This is a genomic window from Saccharopolyspora erythraea NRRL 2338 (genome assembly GCF_000062885.1).
In the GTDB taxonomy this organism is placed as follows: domain Bacteria; phylum Actinomycetota; class Actinomycetes; order Mycobacteriales; family Pseudonocardiaceae; genus Saccharopolyspora_D; species Saccharopolyspora_D erythraea.
On the sequence record NC_009142.1, the window covers coordinates 2142288 to 2156396 of the forward strand.

The window sequence follows — 14109 nt, forward strand, 5'->3', positions numbered from 1 at the left end:
TGGTCTAAAGTTTCTCGTGCAACGCGGCGGACGGCCGGAGATCAAGAGCCCAGCCGGGCTCGGAGATCGAAGTCGGCAAGCCGCAGGCAGGCGGACGTAGCGCAGCTGGTAGCGCATCACCTTGCCAAGGTGAGGGTCGCGGGTTCGAGTCCCGTCGTCCGCTCTGGATGAGTCAGGTCCAGCCCGTTTCGGATTGGATCCGAGACACGGCGGAGTGGCCGAGTGGCTTAGGCAAGGGCCTGCAAAGCCCTGTACGCGGGTTCGATTCCCGCCTCCGCCTCGCGCGATTAGCTCAGTGGGAGAGCGCTACCTTGACACGGTAGAGGTCACTGGTTCAATCCCAGTATCGCGCACCAGTGATATTCGGCGCCTGTTCGTCGTCTGCCCTGCGGCCGGTCTGCCCCGCCGTCGTCCTGCCCTGCGGCCCTCAAGGCCTGCGGCTCTCGTTCTGGCCCGCGGCCATCGTCTGGCATGTGACCGGTTTCGATGATCCAGAGGCCGCGTTCGGCAGCGGGCGGGTCAGAACTCCTCGTGGCTGTCCGGGTCGCCTCCGATGCGCCGGTGCGGGCGGTCGGCGACAGCGGTCATCTCGTCCTCGCCGAGCTCGAAGCCGAAGACGTCCAGGTTCAGCCGCCGGCGACGCGGGTCCGCCGACTTCGCGATGGGCAGGGCGCCGAGCTGGAGGTGCCAGCGCAGCACCACCTGCGCGGGCGTGACGTCGTGCGCGCGGGCGATCTCGGTGATGGCGGGGTCGTCGAGCAGGGCGCCGCGGCCCAGCGGGCTCCAGCTCTCGGTGACGATGCCCTTGTCCGCGTGGTAGGCGCGCAGCTCGTCCTGCGGGAAGGCAGGGTGCAGCTCGACCTGGTTGATCGCGGGCAGCACGCCCGTCTCCCGCTCCAGGCGCTCGACGTGCTCGGGCGTGAAGTTGGAGACGCCGATCGAGCCGACCACGCCCTTCTCGCGCAGCTCGATCATGGCCTTCCACGAGTCCACGTACTTGTCGACGCGGGGCAGCGGCCAGTGGATGAGGTAGAGGTCCACGTGGTCCAGGCCCAGCCGGCGCCGCGACTCCTCGAAGGAGGCGAGGGTCTCGTCGTGGCCGTGGTGGCGGCCCGGCAGCTTGGTCGTGACGACGACCTCCTCCCGGGGCACGCCGCTGCCGGTCACGCCGCGCCCGGTGCCGGTCTCGTTGCCGTAGTTGGCGGCGGTGTCGATCAGGCGGTACCCGATCTCGAGCGCGCCGCTCACGCCCCGTTCGGCCTCGGCGTCGTCCATCGGGTAGGTCCCGAGCCCCATGACCGGGATCTTCCGGCCGTCGTTGAGCGCGCGGGTCGCGATGCTGGTCACCGATCAACCTCCCCACGTCCGGATGCGTCCTCCCCGAGCGTAACCACGCGCGTCCGGCGGAGGCAGTTCGAGCGGACTCGGGAGTCGGAGGCGCAGTCGGCGCGGTCCGGTCCGCGGGACCGCTTGCCGCGCCCGTGGACCACTCGTTCCGGACGGGGGAGCGTCCACCTGGAGTTCACCCGGCGCTGCGAGGATCGGCGCGTGACGTACACCGGCGAGCGTCTGCGCCAGAGCGATCCGCGCGACGCGGGCGCGTCGTGCCGCGGTGTCGCGGCCTACCTCGACCAGTTCGACGAGTCGCCGGGCTACCTCGACTTCGCGCGGTTCGGTCCTCCCTCGAAGGCCGTGGTGGACACCACCGCGGAGCTACTGGCCAGGTCCGCCCGCGCTGATATGGCCACTGTGGACGGTCTGATGCGGGGCGAGGGGCGGGCGAAAGCGGCGGTGGCACGCCTCAGCGGCGCCGGCCTCGACAACGTCGTCCTGCTCCCGAACACCAGTCTGGGCCTGTTCCAGGCGGCGTTCGACGCGCGCGGTGAGGTGCTCGTCCCGGAGGCGGAGTTCCCGGCCAACACCTATCCGTGGGCGCGCGCCGAGCAGGCCGGCCGGATCCGGGTGCGGTGGATGCGGCCTCCGGATGGCCTGGTCACCCCCGAGGCGGTTGCCGCGGCGCTGACCCCGGACACCACCGTCGTGTCGGTGAGCGCGGTGGACTTCCGCACCGGTCACCGGGCGGACCTCGCGGCGCTGCGCGACGTCGTCGGCGACCGGCTGCTCGTGGTCGACGGCATCCAGGGCTTCGGTGCGGTGCGGGAGCCGTGGGAGGCCGCTGACGTGCTGGTCGCGGGTGGGCAGAAATGGCTGCGAGCCGGGTGGGGAACCGGGTTCGCGGCGCTTTCGGACCGGGCGCTGGAACGGCTGGAGCCGGTGCTCTCCGGCTGGACGGGCGCCCGTGCCCCGGGCATCTTCGACGACCGGATCCACCCGGCGGCCGGCACGGCCGCGAACTGGTCCATCAGCAACCTCAGCCCGGTGACCGCGGGTGCGTTCGCCGCCGCGCTCGAACTCGTCGAGGACGCCGGGGTGGGTGCCATCGAAGCCAGGATCGCCGAACGCCTCGCGGAGCTGGAGGAGGCGGTGCGCTCCAGCGGCGCCGAAGTCGTCTCGGCCACCGCCCGCCGGGGCGGCATCCTGGCGTTCGCGGTGCCGGGCGTGCCGTCCGAACAGGTCGGTGCCGCGCTGGCCGCGGGCGGTGTGACCGCCACCGTGCGCGGCGACCACGTACGGCTCTCACCGCACGCCTCGACCGGCGCTGCGGCGGTGGAGGCCGTGCGTACGTCGCTGGCCACGCTGCGCTCCCAACGCACTCCCGACGGGCAGGCGACGGTTCGTCGTGGAGGCACCGCCGCGAACGACGCGTCCGGCACCGCTACGGGCCTGCTGTGGCATGGGGCCGACGAGGGGTTCGCCCTATCCAGCCGGCCCCTGCCGCGGCTGTCCGGCGGTGAGGTCCTCGTGCGGGTGCGGATGGCGACCATCTGCGGGAGCGACCTGCACACGATCGCGGGCCACCGGAGCACGCCCGTGCCGACGGTCCTCGGACACGAGGTGGTCGGGACCGTGGTCGAGACCGGCGGGGAGGTCCGTTCGCACGCCGGTGAGGTGCTGGCGCCCGGCGACCGGGTGACGTGGACGATCGGCACGGCCTGCGGGACGTGCGCGCGCTGCCGCGGGGGCGTGCCGCAGAAGTGCGTCGCGGTCCGCAAGTACGGCCATGAGGCCGTGACCGACCGGTGGGCGCTCAACGGCGGTTTCGCCACGCACTGCCACCTGCTGGCGGGCACCGGGATCGTGCGGGTGCCCGAGGCGATGCCCGACGAGGTGGCCACGCCCGCGAACTGCGCCACCGCCACCGTCGTGTGCGCGGCCCGGCGGGCCCGGCTGGCGGCGGGGGACGTCGTGGTCGTGCTCGGCTGCGGGATGCTCGGTCTGACCGCGGTGGCGTATGCCAGGGACCGCGGCGCGGTCGCGGTCGTCGCCTGCGACCTCGACGAGGCGCGCCGGGAGGCGGCGCGGGAGTTCGGCGCGGACGCGGTGTGCGCCCCGGCCGAGCTTGCCGAGGTGCTCGACGACGTGTCGGCGGGCGGTGGTGCGGACGTGGTGTTCGAGGTCTCCGGCAACGCCTCGGCGGTGCGGTCGGCCTTCGGGCTCGTCGGCATCGACGGACGCATCGCCCTGGTGGGTTCGGTGTCGCCGTCTCCCGAGGTCCACTTCGAACCGAGCGGCTTCGTGCGCAACCTGTCCACGTTGGTCGGCAGCCACAACTACGGCGTCGGCGACCTCGCCGAGGCGGTCGCGTTCCTGGACCGGGTCGCCGGCCGGCGGCCCTTCGCGGGGCTGGTGCCGGTGAGCTACCCGCTCGCCGACTACGAGCGCGCCATCGCCGACGCGCGCGGCCACGCGGCCCCGCGCGTGGCCATCACGACCGGACCGTGAATGGGCCGGCGATCACGTCCCGGGAGTCGAACGCGAACCGCAGCCGGCTCTCGGTGTGGTTGGCCGCGACCGCCACGGCCGAGGGGGAGGACAGCCACCCGCCGATCCGTTCGGCCAGCACCCGCGCGGACCGTAGAGGTTCCTCGTCGCGTCGATGGCAGCGCGGCGCGCGTGCTTCACGCCTCGATCCAGTTGTGGGCGCGGCCGAGCTCGATCACGCGTTCCCGGACCTGCGTGATCTGGGCGCCGGTCAGGGTGGGGGCCGCCTCGATGAGCGCCTCGGTCAGCTCGGTGCGGAAGCGCGCGGCCGACAGCACGTCGCACAGGGCGTCGTCGTCGTGCTCAGCGCGCGGGGGCTGGGGCGCGTCGGCAGCACCGGGCTGCTCGACGATGTGGACGTCGGAGGCCTTCAGCCCGCGCTCGCCGTCCTCCACCTCGAAGGCGACCCGGAGGCCGGGCCGGAAGAGGTGCTTGTCGGCGCGGATGTCGTTGGCGTGGACGAACACGTCCTCACCGCCCTGGTCGGGAGCCACGAACCCGTAGCCGCGGACCTCGTCGAACCGCACCACCCTGCCGGTCTGCACCGCTTCACCTCTACCTGGACCCGCACACCGCGACTGCGTCGTGCCCCGGCACGACGACCGGGATCCTACAGCGTGGGCCCGGCGGGCAGAGGTTGCCGCAAGAAGACGACAGGACGAACTCGGCGGACGAGCGCGCCGGTCTGGGCGGAGCTTGCCGAGCACGGGTCGACGGTGGTCGATGATTAACACGCTCGTTTCATCGGGGTTCGTGACCGGAGTGCGGAAGGCGCCGATACTGCCGCCATGCCGAGAACTTCCGATCCCGCACCGCTGGGCGAGGACACCGCCGCCGCCTGTGCGGAGCGGTTCGCGTGCCTGGCCGACCCCACCCGGGTCCGCCTGCTGCACCGCGTGGCCGTCGCGGGCAGCCCCGTCGCAGTCGGCGAGCTGGCCCAGGAGTTGGGCATCAGCGAGTCCACCTGCTCCGAGCACCTGCGCGGCCTCGCCGAAGGCGGGTTCGTGCTGCTGGACGCCGCGTGCGCCGCCGTGAAGGACCCGCACGTCCTCTGGGCTGCCCTGGTGCCCGAGAAGCCTCGCGGCTGGTCGCCTCGGGTGGACGACGACGTCGTGGTCCGGGCGTTGCGCCCCTCCGACTGGCCCGGCGTGCGGCGGATCTACGCCGAGGGCATCGAGACCGGCAACGCAACCTTCGAGACCGAGGTCCCCGACCACGGGACGCTGGAGGCCAAGTGGCTGCCCGGGCACCGCTGGGTCGCCGAGGCGGGCGGACGGATCGCCGGCTGGGGCGCGGCGACGGCGGTGTCCTCGCGGCCGTGCTACTCCGGCGTCGTGGAGACCTCCGTCTACGTGGGTGCCGACGCTCGCGGCCGGGGTGTGGGCAACGCCCTGCTGCGCAAGCAGATCGAGGCCGCGGACGCCGACGGGTTGTGGACGCTGCAGACCGCGATCTTCCCGGAGAACGTGGCCAGTCTCGCGCTGCACCGCGCGGCGGGATTCCGCACGGTCGGCGTCCGGGAGCGGATCGCGCGGCACCACGGCGTGTGGCGCGACACCGTGATCCTGGAACGCAGACGACCCGGCGACGACGCGGTCTGAGCCCGGTTCCCGGCGACTTCACACACGACTCCCAGCGTTTCCCGAACTCGCGGTCCTAGCGTCTTTCCCGGACGTCGCACGAGGAAAGGACGCAGATGGGACACGACCACGAGGGGCAGCGGGTCAGCCGCAGGACGGTCTTCGCCGGGATCGGTTCGGTGGGGCTGGGAACGCTGCTGGCGGCGTGCGGCGGTGGTGGCAGTACGACCGTCACCACGTCCACCGGCGAGTCCGTCACCCCGCAGGCGACCACGAGCTCGGACATGGCCGGTCTGTTCGAGGGGGCGAACACCTGCACCCTGACCGCGGACACCACCCAGGGGCCGTACTACTTCGACGCCGACAAGATTCGCAGTGACATCCGCGAGGACCGTCGGGGCAGCCGGCTGCGGCTGGCGATCAAGGTGCAGGACAGCGAAACCTGCCGGCCGTTGAGCAACGCCGTCGTCGAGATCTGGCACTGCGACGCGGCGGGCCTCTACTCAGGCGCCGAAGCGCAGTCGACCGGCGGTGGGCAACCGGGCGGCGGTGGGCAACCGGGCGGTCCGCCGCCGGAGGGCAGCGCACCGCCCAGCGGCGCCATGCCGCCCGGAGCGGGCGGCGGTGACATGGCCGACCTGGTGCCCACCGACGACAAGCGCTACCTGCGCGGCGCGCAGGTCACCAACGCCGACGGCATCGTCGAGTTCACCACGATCTGGCCGGGCTGGTACCGCGGGCGCACGGTGCACATCCACGCGATGGTGCACGTCAGCAACTCCCGGGTGCTGACGACCCAGGTGATGTTCGACGAGGCGCTGAACGCGCGGGTGTTCGCCGGGCAGCCGTACGCGGCGCACACCGGCCGGGACACGTTCAACGACAACGACGACATCTTCGAGGAGAGCATGCTGCTGAAGGTCACCGAGGAGGGCGACGGGTACCTCGGCGTCATCGTGTTCTCCGCCGACTCGGACAAGGACGGCCGGTAAGGCGCCGGTTCGACATCAGGGCGGTGTGCGCGTGCGGAACAATCACCGCCGTGACGTCTGCGGAACCCGGGCTCCGGCTGCTCCTCCCGTCGCCGGAGACCGAGGTGGCCGACGAGCGGTTGGCCGACCGCGGCGTGCGGCTCGTCCTCAAGCGCGAGGACCTGATCCATCCCGAACTGCCGGGCAACAAGTGGCGCAAGCTCAAGTACAACCTGCGGGAAGCACGGCGCACAGGCCACGACACCCTGCTGACCTTCGGCGGGGCGTACTCGAACCACATCCGCGCGGTGGCCGCGGCCGGGCGGCACTTCGGGTTCCGGACCATCGGCGTGATCCGCGGGGAGGAGCACCGCCCGCTCAACGACTCGCTGGCCTTCGCGCGCTCCTGCGGCATGACGCTGACTTACCTCGACCGCGCGACGTACCGGGACAAGCACACACCTGAGGTCGAAGCGGCGCTGCGCGATCGGTTCGGACGGTTCTACCTCCTGCCGGAGGGCGGCAGCAACGCGCTCGCCGTGCGGGGCTGCGCCGAGGTCCCGGCGGAGATCCAGACCGGCTTCGACGTCGTCTGCTGCGCCTGCGGAACCGGGGGCACGCTGGCCGGGATCGCCGGCGGCCTCGCACCCGGCAGGCGCGCCATCGGGTTCCCCGCCCTCAGAGGAGCCGTCTTCCTGCACGACGAGGTTGCCCGCTTGCAGCGCGACGGCCTCGGCGAGGTCACCGGCAACTGGGCGCTCGCCCTGGACTTCCACTTCGGCGGTTTCGCGAGGAGGACCGCGGAACTCGACGAGTTCATCCGGGACTTCCACCGCCGCCACGCCATCGAGCTGGACTTCGTCTACGTGGCCAAGATGCTCTTCGGCGTCTTCGCGCTGGCCGAGCGCGGCGAGTTCGCCCCGGGCACCACCGTCGTCGCCGTCGTGACGGGGTGAGAGCCGACCGGACTCGTTGCCGGGTAGGCGAAAACGTGCCCGTGGTCCCGATAATCTTGCCGAATGACCACGCGCTCCTTCGTCCCGGACGAGTTCACCGTGCCCGAATCCCTGTCCGGCGACGGTTTCCGGCTGGAACCCCTCGGCCCGCAGCACAACGAAGCCGACCACCGTGCCTGGATGTCGAGCATCGAGCACATCCGCGCCACACCGGGATTCGCCGAACGCGGCTGGCCGCCCGCGGACGGCATGACACGCCTGGCGAACCTGCTGGACCTGGAGCGCCACGCCCGCGACTTCCAAGCGCGCAGGGGCTTCACCTACACCGTGCTCGGCAACGGGGACGAGGTGGTCGGCTGCGTCTACATCTACCCGTCGCGCACGGACGCGGAAGTCGCCGAGGTGCGCTCCTGGGTTCGGGCGGACCGCACGGAACTCGACGGTCCGCTGCACACGGCCGTGGCCGACTGGCTCGCGTCGGACTGGCCCTTCAAGGAGGTCCGGTACCTGTCCCGCTCGTGACGAGACGACCGCTGCACTCGCGGATGCGGCCGGACACGGCCCTCGTCGCAGTCGTGACGGATGGGAGGGGCCGACGCCTGGTGGCCATGGGCCCGTGACCGAACAACCCGCAAACGTGCCGCCAAGGCTTGGCAGGCCCAGCACGGCTGCTCCTACCAGCAGGCTCTGCAGGCTGTCGACGGCAAGCGGCGTGCTCCGGCGATGGAGCACCGAGCCACAACCGGGTCCGGAAAGACCTTCGCTCTCGCGCACGCGGTCCAGCGACGGGTGCTGGAAAAAGCAGGCGATGGCGGATGAAGCCACTCGACTGATGCCCACGGCTTTCCCGTGGTTCGACGAACGCACTGGGTGCCGTCCACGTTGACCTCCAGCGTCTCCCGCCAGGACGTCTCCCTGCTGTGCCCGCCGAGGTGGATGACCGCGTCGACCCCTCGCAAGCTCGCGCCATCACGTCCGGGTCGGTCACCGAGCCGGTGATGGTCTCGACCGGTTCGCCCGGCTCCGCCGGTGCGGGGGCGGTGATGTCGAGCAGCCGCAGGACGCGTCCGTCGCGGCGCAGGCGCGGCCGCATCAGCCTGCCGACGATGCCCGACGCGCCGGTGATCAGGATTCGCTGGTCGATCATGGAATTCCTCTCGAGCAAAAGGAAAGCGAACGGGGGAGAGCGGTCAGCGGATCCCGGCCCGGCGCAGACGCCGGCCGAGCTCGGCGGTGGTGCCGGCGAGCAGTTCCCCGGCCCGGTAGGCGTCGTCGTCGGTGACATCGGCCGCCGGCATCGAGCAGCTCATCGCGTCGGTCGCCGGGATGCGGTACGGCACGACGGCGGCCACGCAGCCCGAGCGGGCGGTGACCGCGTGACCCGGCCGGCCGCGTCCAGGGATCGCACGATGGCGCTGGACGGCCTGCTCGCCGTCCCGCTGACCTCGTTCACCGACGACCTGGGAGAGGTGGACCTCGACGCGTTCGCCGAGCACGTCGAGGGCCATCTGGCCGCCGGTGCCGGTGCGCTGTTCGTGGCGTGCGGCACCGGCGAGTTCAGCGCTCTCGCGCCGGAGGAGGTGCGAGCGGTGCTGCGCCGCGCCCGCGAGGTCGCCGACGGGCGGGTTCCGGTGTGGGTGGGCGCGGGCGGTGGCCCGAAGCACGCCGTGGCAGGGGTGGCACTGGCCGAGGCGGGCGGCGCCGACGGCGTGCTCCTCTTCCCGCCGTACCTGGTGTCCGGGACACCGGCCGGACTGGTCGACCACGTGCGGTTCGCGGTGCGCGGCAGCGACGTGCCGGTGATCGTTCACCACCGGGCCTCAGGGATCCTCACCGCGGCCCCCGCGACCGCGCTACTGGAGATCCCCTCGGTGGTCGGCGTCAAGGACGGCTTCGGCGACGTCGAGCTGATGAGCCGGATCGTCACCGCCGTCCGCGCCCGCGGCGGCGAGGAGTTCCTGTTCTTCAACGGACTTCCGACCGCCGAGGTCTCCGCGCGGGCCTACCGCGTGATCGGGGTCGCCCGCTACTCCTCGGCCGTGCACTGCTTCGCCCCGAGATCGCGGGCCGCTTCCACCGCGCGCTCGCCGCGGGAGAGGACGAAGTGGTGGACCGGCTGCTCGCGGGTTTCCACCTGCCGCTGGTGGCGTTGCGCGACGAGACTCCCGGGTTCGCGGTGTCGCTGGTCAAGGCGGGTGCGCGGCTGCGCGGGCAGAAGGTCGGCGGCGTCCGGCCGCCGCTGGGCGAGCCGACCGCCGACCAGCTCGGCAGGCTGGAGCGGGTCGTCGCCGACGGCCTGGCACTGGTGCGGGAGACCGGATGACGATGCGGGTGACCGGCTACTGCTATCCGTGGGACGTCGAGGACGGGTTCGCCGAGCGCGTGGCCGGTCTCGGCGTGGACGAGGTCGCGGTCGCGGTCTCCTACCACGGCGCGCGGGCGGCCACGCCGTGGTCGGCCCGGCGATCGGCGGTGGTGGCCAGGCACGCCGCGCTGTACCGGCCGGTGCGCGGCGAGGTGTGGGGCCGGCTGCGTCCCGCCGCGCCGGACTGGACCGGCTCCGAGGACAGCGCGGGGGAGGCCGTCGCGGCCCTGCGCGCCGGGGGCGTCGAGGTGGCCGCCTGGCTCGTGCTCACGCACAACTCCCTGCTGGGCACGCGGTTTCCGGACCTCGCGGTGCGCAACTGCTTCGACGAGCGGTACCCGTGGGCGCTGTGCCCGGCGCACGAGGACGTCCGCGACTACGCCGCCCGGCTCACGGCGGAGGGTCTGGCCGGCCGGCGCTCGGTTCTGGCCGAGGTCGGTCCGGGCCGCCGGGTCGTCCTGCACGGTTCGGCCGACCCGTGGGCGACCGGCGCACTGCCGGGGCTGACGCCCGAGGCCGCGAGCGAGGTCGACTCCGTGGTGTTGCAGTGCTGGAAGCCGGGTGAGAAGTCGGTCAACGCCGTGGCCGCGGCTCGGACGGAATTTCCGTCCGAAGTGGACGTCGGCGCCTACGTCACGGCGGTGGCCGCCCAGCCGGTGGACATGAGCGACCACGTGCGCGGACTGGGCAGCGCGGGTGCGTCTGAGCTGCACCTCTACCACCTGGGTCTTGCGGGTCCCGCGAGGTGGTCCGACCTGCGCGCGGCGGTCAGCCGAGCCCACGCGGCGGAACCGGCGTGAACCTCCCGTCGCGCAGGTGACCGTCCTGTTGAGGACTGTCCAGGCGGGACCGGTGGCGGCATCGGGCCGCCGCCCCGCGGACGGGGGTCCGCTCGCTACAACGGCGGCGGGAGCGGGCCCTCACCCACGAGGAAGGACCGGTGCGCGGCACCGCACCGGCCCTGGCGTCCCCGGGCTCAGTGGAGTTCGTCCTCGCTCACCCGGAAGTCGCGGAACTGGGCGTGCACGTCCCGGCCCGGGCCCCACGAGGTGTCGTGGCCGCCGAAGAACGTCGAGAAGAAGATGCCGGAGAACGGAATCCCCGATATCTGGTGGATTCCCTGCTCCCGCATCACTTCCCGGTCGTCGTAGAAGACGGTGATCGTGCCGCTGTCGCGGTCGACCGCCTGCTCGACGGTGTGCCAGCCGCCGTCGGCCTGCCACGACCACGCGCCCAGGCCGACGTCCTCGCCGTAGCCGCCGCCCTGCGACGGGTCGTAGACGTAGACGGTGGCCTGGGATTCACCGCCGCGGACGCGCCACATGTACCGGGTCGACCAGGCGTCGCCGTGCTCGCCGCCGCTGGAGTGCCCTGGCGGGCCGCCGTAGAGGCCGGGCAGCTTCCCGCCCTTGGCGCCGAAGTCCCAGTCCGACGGGAACCTGACCCGGTAGCTCAGGTGCAGGGTCCGGGCGTCGGCGAGGTCGTCGCGCCCGATGGAGCGGAAGTCGGTGTAGAACTGGCCACCGCCCTCGCTGGGGCAGTTGTCGCACGACGGCGGGGAGGATCCCTTGCCGTAGAACACGTCCAGTTCTTCTCCCCGGGCCTTCATCCGTAGCCGAAGCCGGCCTCGCCGACCACTCCCCAGTGCTGCTTCCACGAACTGACTGGGAAATCGGCGAAACCGCCGGTCCACGGTGCGGCCGCGACCTCCGGTCTGGCACCGGCCGGGGCCGCGCACAGGGCCATCAGCAAGGCCAGGGACATGCCCGCGAACCCGCTCGCCCGGCGAACCCGCCGGACTCCACGTCGTCTTCTCACGTCGCTCTCCTCTTGAGGCGTCGGAATCTGCTGGACGTGAGCGGGCGAACCGGCGTTGAGGCAGGCACACCGCACCCACTCACGAACGTCGACCGGGCGGCGGGCGGTCGTGGCCGGAGGTGCCTCCGGCCGTTCGAAGTAGACAACGCAAGACGGTTCGCGGTCAACACCGCCCCGCGGCGGCGGCCCGGCTAACGCGGCGAGGACAGCGGTTCGTACTGGTGCTCGGGGCGGCCGCTGGCCCCGTAGCGCAAGGTCATGCGCGCCTTGCCGTCCTGCGCCAGGGCGGCGAGGTAGCGCTGCGCGGTCGCCCGCGCGATGCCCAGCTCCTCGGCGATCTCGGCAGCCGAACGCGCGCTTTCCCCGCGCTGCAACGCATCCAGCACGAGCTGGGAGGTCAGCGGCGACTGGCCCTTCGGCGCGGCGGGCCGGTCGCCCTCGTGCAGCAGCCGCATCGCGCGGTCGATCTCGTCCTGGTCGACCGCGCCGCCGGTCACCGGCAGGCGGCCCCGGTAACGGGCGTAGGCGGTGAGCCTGCTCCCGAGCTGCTCGGCGGTGAACGGCTTCACCAGGTAGTTCAGCGCGCCGGCCGCCAGGGCCGCGCGCACCGATGCCGGGTCTGTGGCTGCGGTGAGCATGATGGCGTCGACGTCGAGCTCGGCCAGCAGTGCGATGCCCGACCGGTCGGGGAGGTAGTTGTCGAGCAGCACGAGGTCCGGGTTCCGCGTGTCGACCAGCTCGCGGGCCTGCTCGGCGCTGTGGGCGACGCCGACCACCTTGAAGTCCGGCACCCGCTCGGTGAACTCGGCGTGCACCTGGGCCACCCGGAAGTCGTCGTCCACCACGGCCACCCTGATCACAGCTCCGCCTCCCGCTCGTCGACCGGACCGGTCGCGGATTCCAGCACACCCGGCAGCACGGCGACGAACACCGCCCCGCCCGCACCGTCGGGCTCCGCGAGCCGCACGTCACCACCGAGGCTGCGAGCCGCCTGGCGGCACAGCGCCAACCCGAGCCCCTGGTTGCCGCCGCCCTTCGACGACACGCCCTCGGTGAAGATCCGCTCCCGCAGCGCCTCGGACACGCCGTCCCCGTTGTCCACGACGGACACGTGCAGCGTGGTGCCGTCGGCCAGCAGGTCGACCTCCACCCGGGCGGGCCGTCGCGAGCCGGTGCGGGCGGCGTCGATGGCGTTGTCCACCAGGTTGCCGACCACGGTCACCACCTCCACCGGCGCGGCGACCGCCGAGGGCACCCAGCTCGTCTCGCCCAGCTCCAGCTCCACGCCCCGCTCCAGCGCCCCGGCCTTCTTCGCCGACAGGAACGCCACCAGGTACGGGTCGCGCACCGCGTCGGCGGCCGGGCCGAGCCCGGCGACCGAACCGGTCGACAGCGCCTGCACGTACTCGACGGCCTCCTGGTGGCGCTCGGTCTGGAGCAGCCCGGACAGCGTGTGCAGCCGGTTGGTGAACTCGTGGCGCTGCGCGCGCAGCGTGTCGGTCATGCCGCGCACCGACTCCAGCTCCTGGCTGAGCGCTTCCAGGTCGGTGCGGTCGCGCAGGCTGAGCACCCCTCCCAGGTCCGTGCCGTCGCGGCGGACCGGCCGGTGCCCGGCCACCAGCACCCGGTCGCCGGAGACGGTGATCAGGTTGCTCACCGGCCGCCCGGCCAGCAGCACCTCGCGCAGCCGAGGCGGGATGTCCAGGTCGGCCGCCCGGGAACCGGTCTCGATCCGGGTGTCCAGCAGCCGCTCGGCCTCCCGGTTGCACACCGACACCCGGCCGGCGGCGTCCACGGCCAGCACGCCCTCCCCGATGCCGTAGAGCACCGCCTCGCGCTGGCGCACCAGCTCCGCCAGCTCGTGCGGTTCCAGCCCGAGGGTGCGCCGCTTGAGCACGCGGGTCAGCCACGCCGCCCCGGCCACCCCGACCAGCAGCGCCCCGCCCGCGAACGCCGCCGAGGTGGCGATGAGCCGCAGCAGCGCGGTCTCGATGTGCTGGGCGTCGAACCCGACGCTGACCTGCCCGACGACGGTGCCGTCGGCGGTGCGCAGCGGCACCTTGCCCCGGGCCGAGAGCCCGAGGGTGCCGCGCTGGACGTTGACCACCTCGTGCCCGGCCAGCACCCAGCTCGGGTCGGTGCTCACGTGCTCGCCGATCTCGTCGGGGTTCGGGTGCGACAGCCGGACCCCGCCGCGGTCGGTCACCACGACGAACAGCGCACCGGTGGCCGCGCGGGCGCGCTCGGCCTCGTCGCGCACGGCCTGCTGCGACCCGCCCGCGACCGCGTCGGCCAGGCCGGTGTCGGCGGCGACCGCGCGGGCGACGCCCAGTGCGCGCTCGCCGTACTGGTCGGTGAGGTTGCGGTCGAGCAGCGACGCCACGAGCAGGAACCCGATTGCGGTGACCAGGGTGATTAACCCGATCTGGAGGAGCAACGCCTGCCGCGCGAACCGCATCGGGCGGCGTGACATGCCTCGACCATACCCGTCGAGCAAAACGCGCAGAACGCGTCGAACGCGGGATAGAAGAACAACG

Annotated in this window: 14 protein-coding genes, 3 tRNA genes and 2 pseudogenes; 11 read left to right on the forward strand and 8 right to left on the reverse strand. The window is 72.6% G+C overall.

The genetic code is table 11. The features are described from left to right. Positions 1-90 precede the first annotated feature (90 nt). From SACE_RS09605 to SACE_RS09615, 3 genes are all read left to right on the forward strand, one after another. A tRNA-Gly gene (locus SACE_RS09605) sits at positions 91-163 on the forward strand. Between the two features lie 45 nt (positions 164-208). Further along, positions 209-280, forward strand: a tRNA-Cys gene (locus SACE_RS09610). 1 nt (position 281) lies between these two features. Beyond that, positions 282-356 (forward strand) — tRNA-Val (locus SACE_RS09615). A 163-nt stretch (positions 357-519) separates the two neighbouring features. Here SACE_RS09615 and SACE_RS09620 read toward each other — a convergent pair. Continuing rightward, positions 520-1347 carry an aldo/keto reductase gene (locus SACE_RS09620; RefSeq protein ID WP_009942545.1) on the reverse strand — a complete coding sequence of 276 codons (828 nt, stop codon included), beginning with the start codon at positions 1345-1347 and terminating at the stop codon, positions 520-522. A gap of 222 nt (positions 1348-1569) precedes the next feature. Here SACE_RS09620 and SACE_RS40050 point away from each other — a divergent pair. Next, a pseudogene (locus tag SACE_RS40050) lies at positions 1570-2718 on the forward strand (aminotransferase class V-fold PLP-dependent enzyme); the annotation flags it as partial. A gap of 123 nt (positions 2719-2841) precedes the next feature. Continuing rightward, on the forward strand, positions 2842-3843 hold the full coding sequence (locus SACE_RS40055; RefSeq protein WP_372491175.1) for a zinc-binding dehydrogenase: 1002 nt from the start codon (positions 2842-2844) through the stop codon (positions 3841-3843). Here SACE_RS40055 and SACE_RS38275 read toward each other — a convergent pair. Together SACE_RS38275 and SACE_RS09630 are read right to left on the reverse strand one after the other, a co-directional pair. After that, positions 3827-3964 carry a hypothetical protein gene (locus tag SACE_RS38275; protein ID WP_009942542.1) on the reverse strand — a complete coding sequence of 46 codons (138 nt, stop codon included), beginning with the start codon at positions 3962-3964 and terminating at the stop codon, positions 3827-3829. The two genes, SACE_RS40055 and SACE_RS38275, sit on opposite strands and share 17 nt — an antisense overlap. A 55-nt stretch (positions 3965-4019) precedes the next feature. Next, positions 4020-4427 (reverse strand): cold-shock protein, encoded by a 408-nt coding sequence (locus SACE_RS09630; protein ID WP_009942541.1) that lies wholly within the window; start codon positions 4425-4427, stop codon positions 4020-4022. A 243-nt stretch (positions 4428-4670) separates the two neighbouring features. On the opposite strand from SACE_RS09630, the gene SACE_RS09635 reads away from it, so the two are divergent. From SACE_RS09635 to SACE_RS09650, 4 genes are all read left to right on the forward strand, one after another. Further along, positions 4671-5483, forward strand: coding sequence for a helix-turn-helix domain-containing GNAT family N-acetyltransferase (locus tag SACE_RS09635; protein ID WP_009942540.1), 813 nt, complete (start codon positions 4671-4673; stop codon positions 5481-5483). Between the two features lie 95 nt (positions 5484-5578). Then, on the forward strand, positions 5579-6454 hold the full coding sequence (locus SACE_RS09640; RefSeq protein WP_009942539.1) for an intradiol ring-cleavage dioxygenase: 876 nt from the start codon (positions 5579-5581) through the stop codon (positions 6452-6454). A gap of 50 nt (positions 6455-6504) precedes the next feature. Continuing rightward, the gene (locus tag SACE_RS09645) at positions 6505-7389 is read left to right on the forward strand and encodes a 1-aminocyclopropane-1-carboxylate deaminase/D-cysteine desulfhydrase (protein ID WP_009942538.1); all 885 of its coding nucleotides are present in this window, start codon (positions 6505-6507) and stop codon (positions 7387-7389) included. 63 nt (positions 7390-7452) lie between these two features. Next, positions 7453-7911: a GNAT family N-acetyltransferase gene (locus SACE_RS09650; RefSeq protein ID WP_009942537.1), complete on the forward strand. Its 459-nt coding sequence runs from the start codon at positions 7453-7455 to the stop codon at positions 7909-7911. A gap of 668 nt (positions 7912-8579) precedes the next feature. Here the strand turns inward: SACE_RS09650 and SACE_RS40370 are convergent. Next, the gene (locus tag SACE_RS40370) at positions 8580-8741 is read right to left on the reverse strand and encodes a hypothetical protein (protein ID WP_021342061.1); all 162 of its coding nucleotides are present in this window, start codon (positions 8739-8741) and stop codon (positions 8580-8582) included. 57 nt (positions 8742-8798) lie between these two features. Here SACE_RS40370 and SACE_RS40375 point away from each other — a divergent pair. Next, positions 8799-9712, forward strand: a pseudogene (locus tag SACE_RS40375) (5-dehydro-4-deoxyglucarate dehydratase). Positions 9713-9714: 2 nt separating this feature from the next. Beyond that, the gene (locus SACE_RS09665) at positions 9715-10554 is read left to right on the forward strand and encodes a hypothetical protein (protein WP_009942533.1); all 840 of its coding nucleotides are present in this window, start codon (positions 9715-9717) and stop codon (positions 10552-10554) included. 176 nt (positions 10555-10730) lie between these two features. On the opposite strand, the gene SACE_RS09670 is transcribed toward SACE_RS09665, so the two are convergent. The 4 genes from SACE_RS09670 to SACE_RS09680 all read right to left on the reverse strand — a co-directional run bounded on the left by SACE_RS09670 (position 10731) and on the right by SACE_RS09680 (position 14045). Next, positions 10731-11363, reverse strand: a complete 633-nt coding sequence (locus tag SACE_RS09670) for a polysaccharide lyase (protein WP_021342062.1) — start codon at positions 11361-11363, stop codon at positions 10731-10733. Beyond that, on the reverse strand, positions 11360-11572 hold the full coding sequence (locus SACE_RS37515) for a hypothetical protein (protein WP_143538103.1): 213 nt from the start codon (positions 11570-11572) through the stop codon (positions 11360-11362). Before SACE_RS37515 ends, SACE_RS09670 begins: the two co-directional genes overlap by 4 nt. 191 nt (positions 11573-11763) lie before the next feature. After that, a complete protein-coding gene (locus SACE_RS09675; protein ID WP_009942530.1) occupies positions 11764-12432 on the reverse strand; it encodes a response regulator in 669 nt (222 codons plus the stop codon). Continuing rightward, the gene (locus SACE_RS09680; protein WP_011873521.1) at positions 12429-14045 is read right to left on the reverse strand and encodes an ATP-binding protein; all 1617 of its coding nucleotides are present in this window, start codon (positions 14043-14045) and stop codon (positions 12429-12431) included. The genes SACE_RS09675 and SACE_RS09680 overlap by 4 nt, the downstream gene beginning before the upstream one ends. Between the last annotated feature and the right edge of the window lie 64 nt (positions 14046-14109).

Coding starts and splice junctions, on each gene's coding strand:
- SACE_RS09680 (WP_011873521.1), bottom strand. CDS start 14,045: ATGTCACGCCGCCCGATGCGGTTCGCGCGGCAGGCGTTGCTCCTCCAG.
- SACE_RS09665 (WP_009942533.1), top strand. CDS start 9,715: ATGCGGGTGACCGGCTACTGCTATCCGTGGGACGTCGAGGACGGGTTC.
- SACE_RS09650 (WP_009942537.1), top strand. CDS start 7,453: ATGACCACGCGCTCCTTCGTCCCGGACGAGTTCACCGTGCCCGAATCC.
- SACE_RS09640 (WP_009942539.1), top strand. CDS start 5,579: ATGGGACACGACCACGAGGGGCAGCGGGTCAGCCGCAGGACGGTCTTC.
- SACE_RS09635 (WP_009942540.1), top strand. CDS start 4,671: ATGCCGAGAACTTCCGATCCCGCACCGCTGGGCGAGGACACCGCCGCC.
- SACE_RS09670 (WP_021342062.1), bottom strand. CDS start 11,363: ATGAAGGCCCGGGGAGAAGAACTGGACGTGTTCTACGGCAAGGGATCC.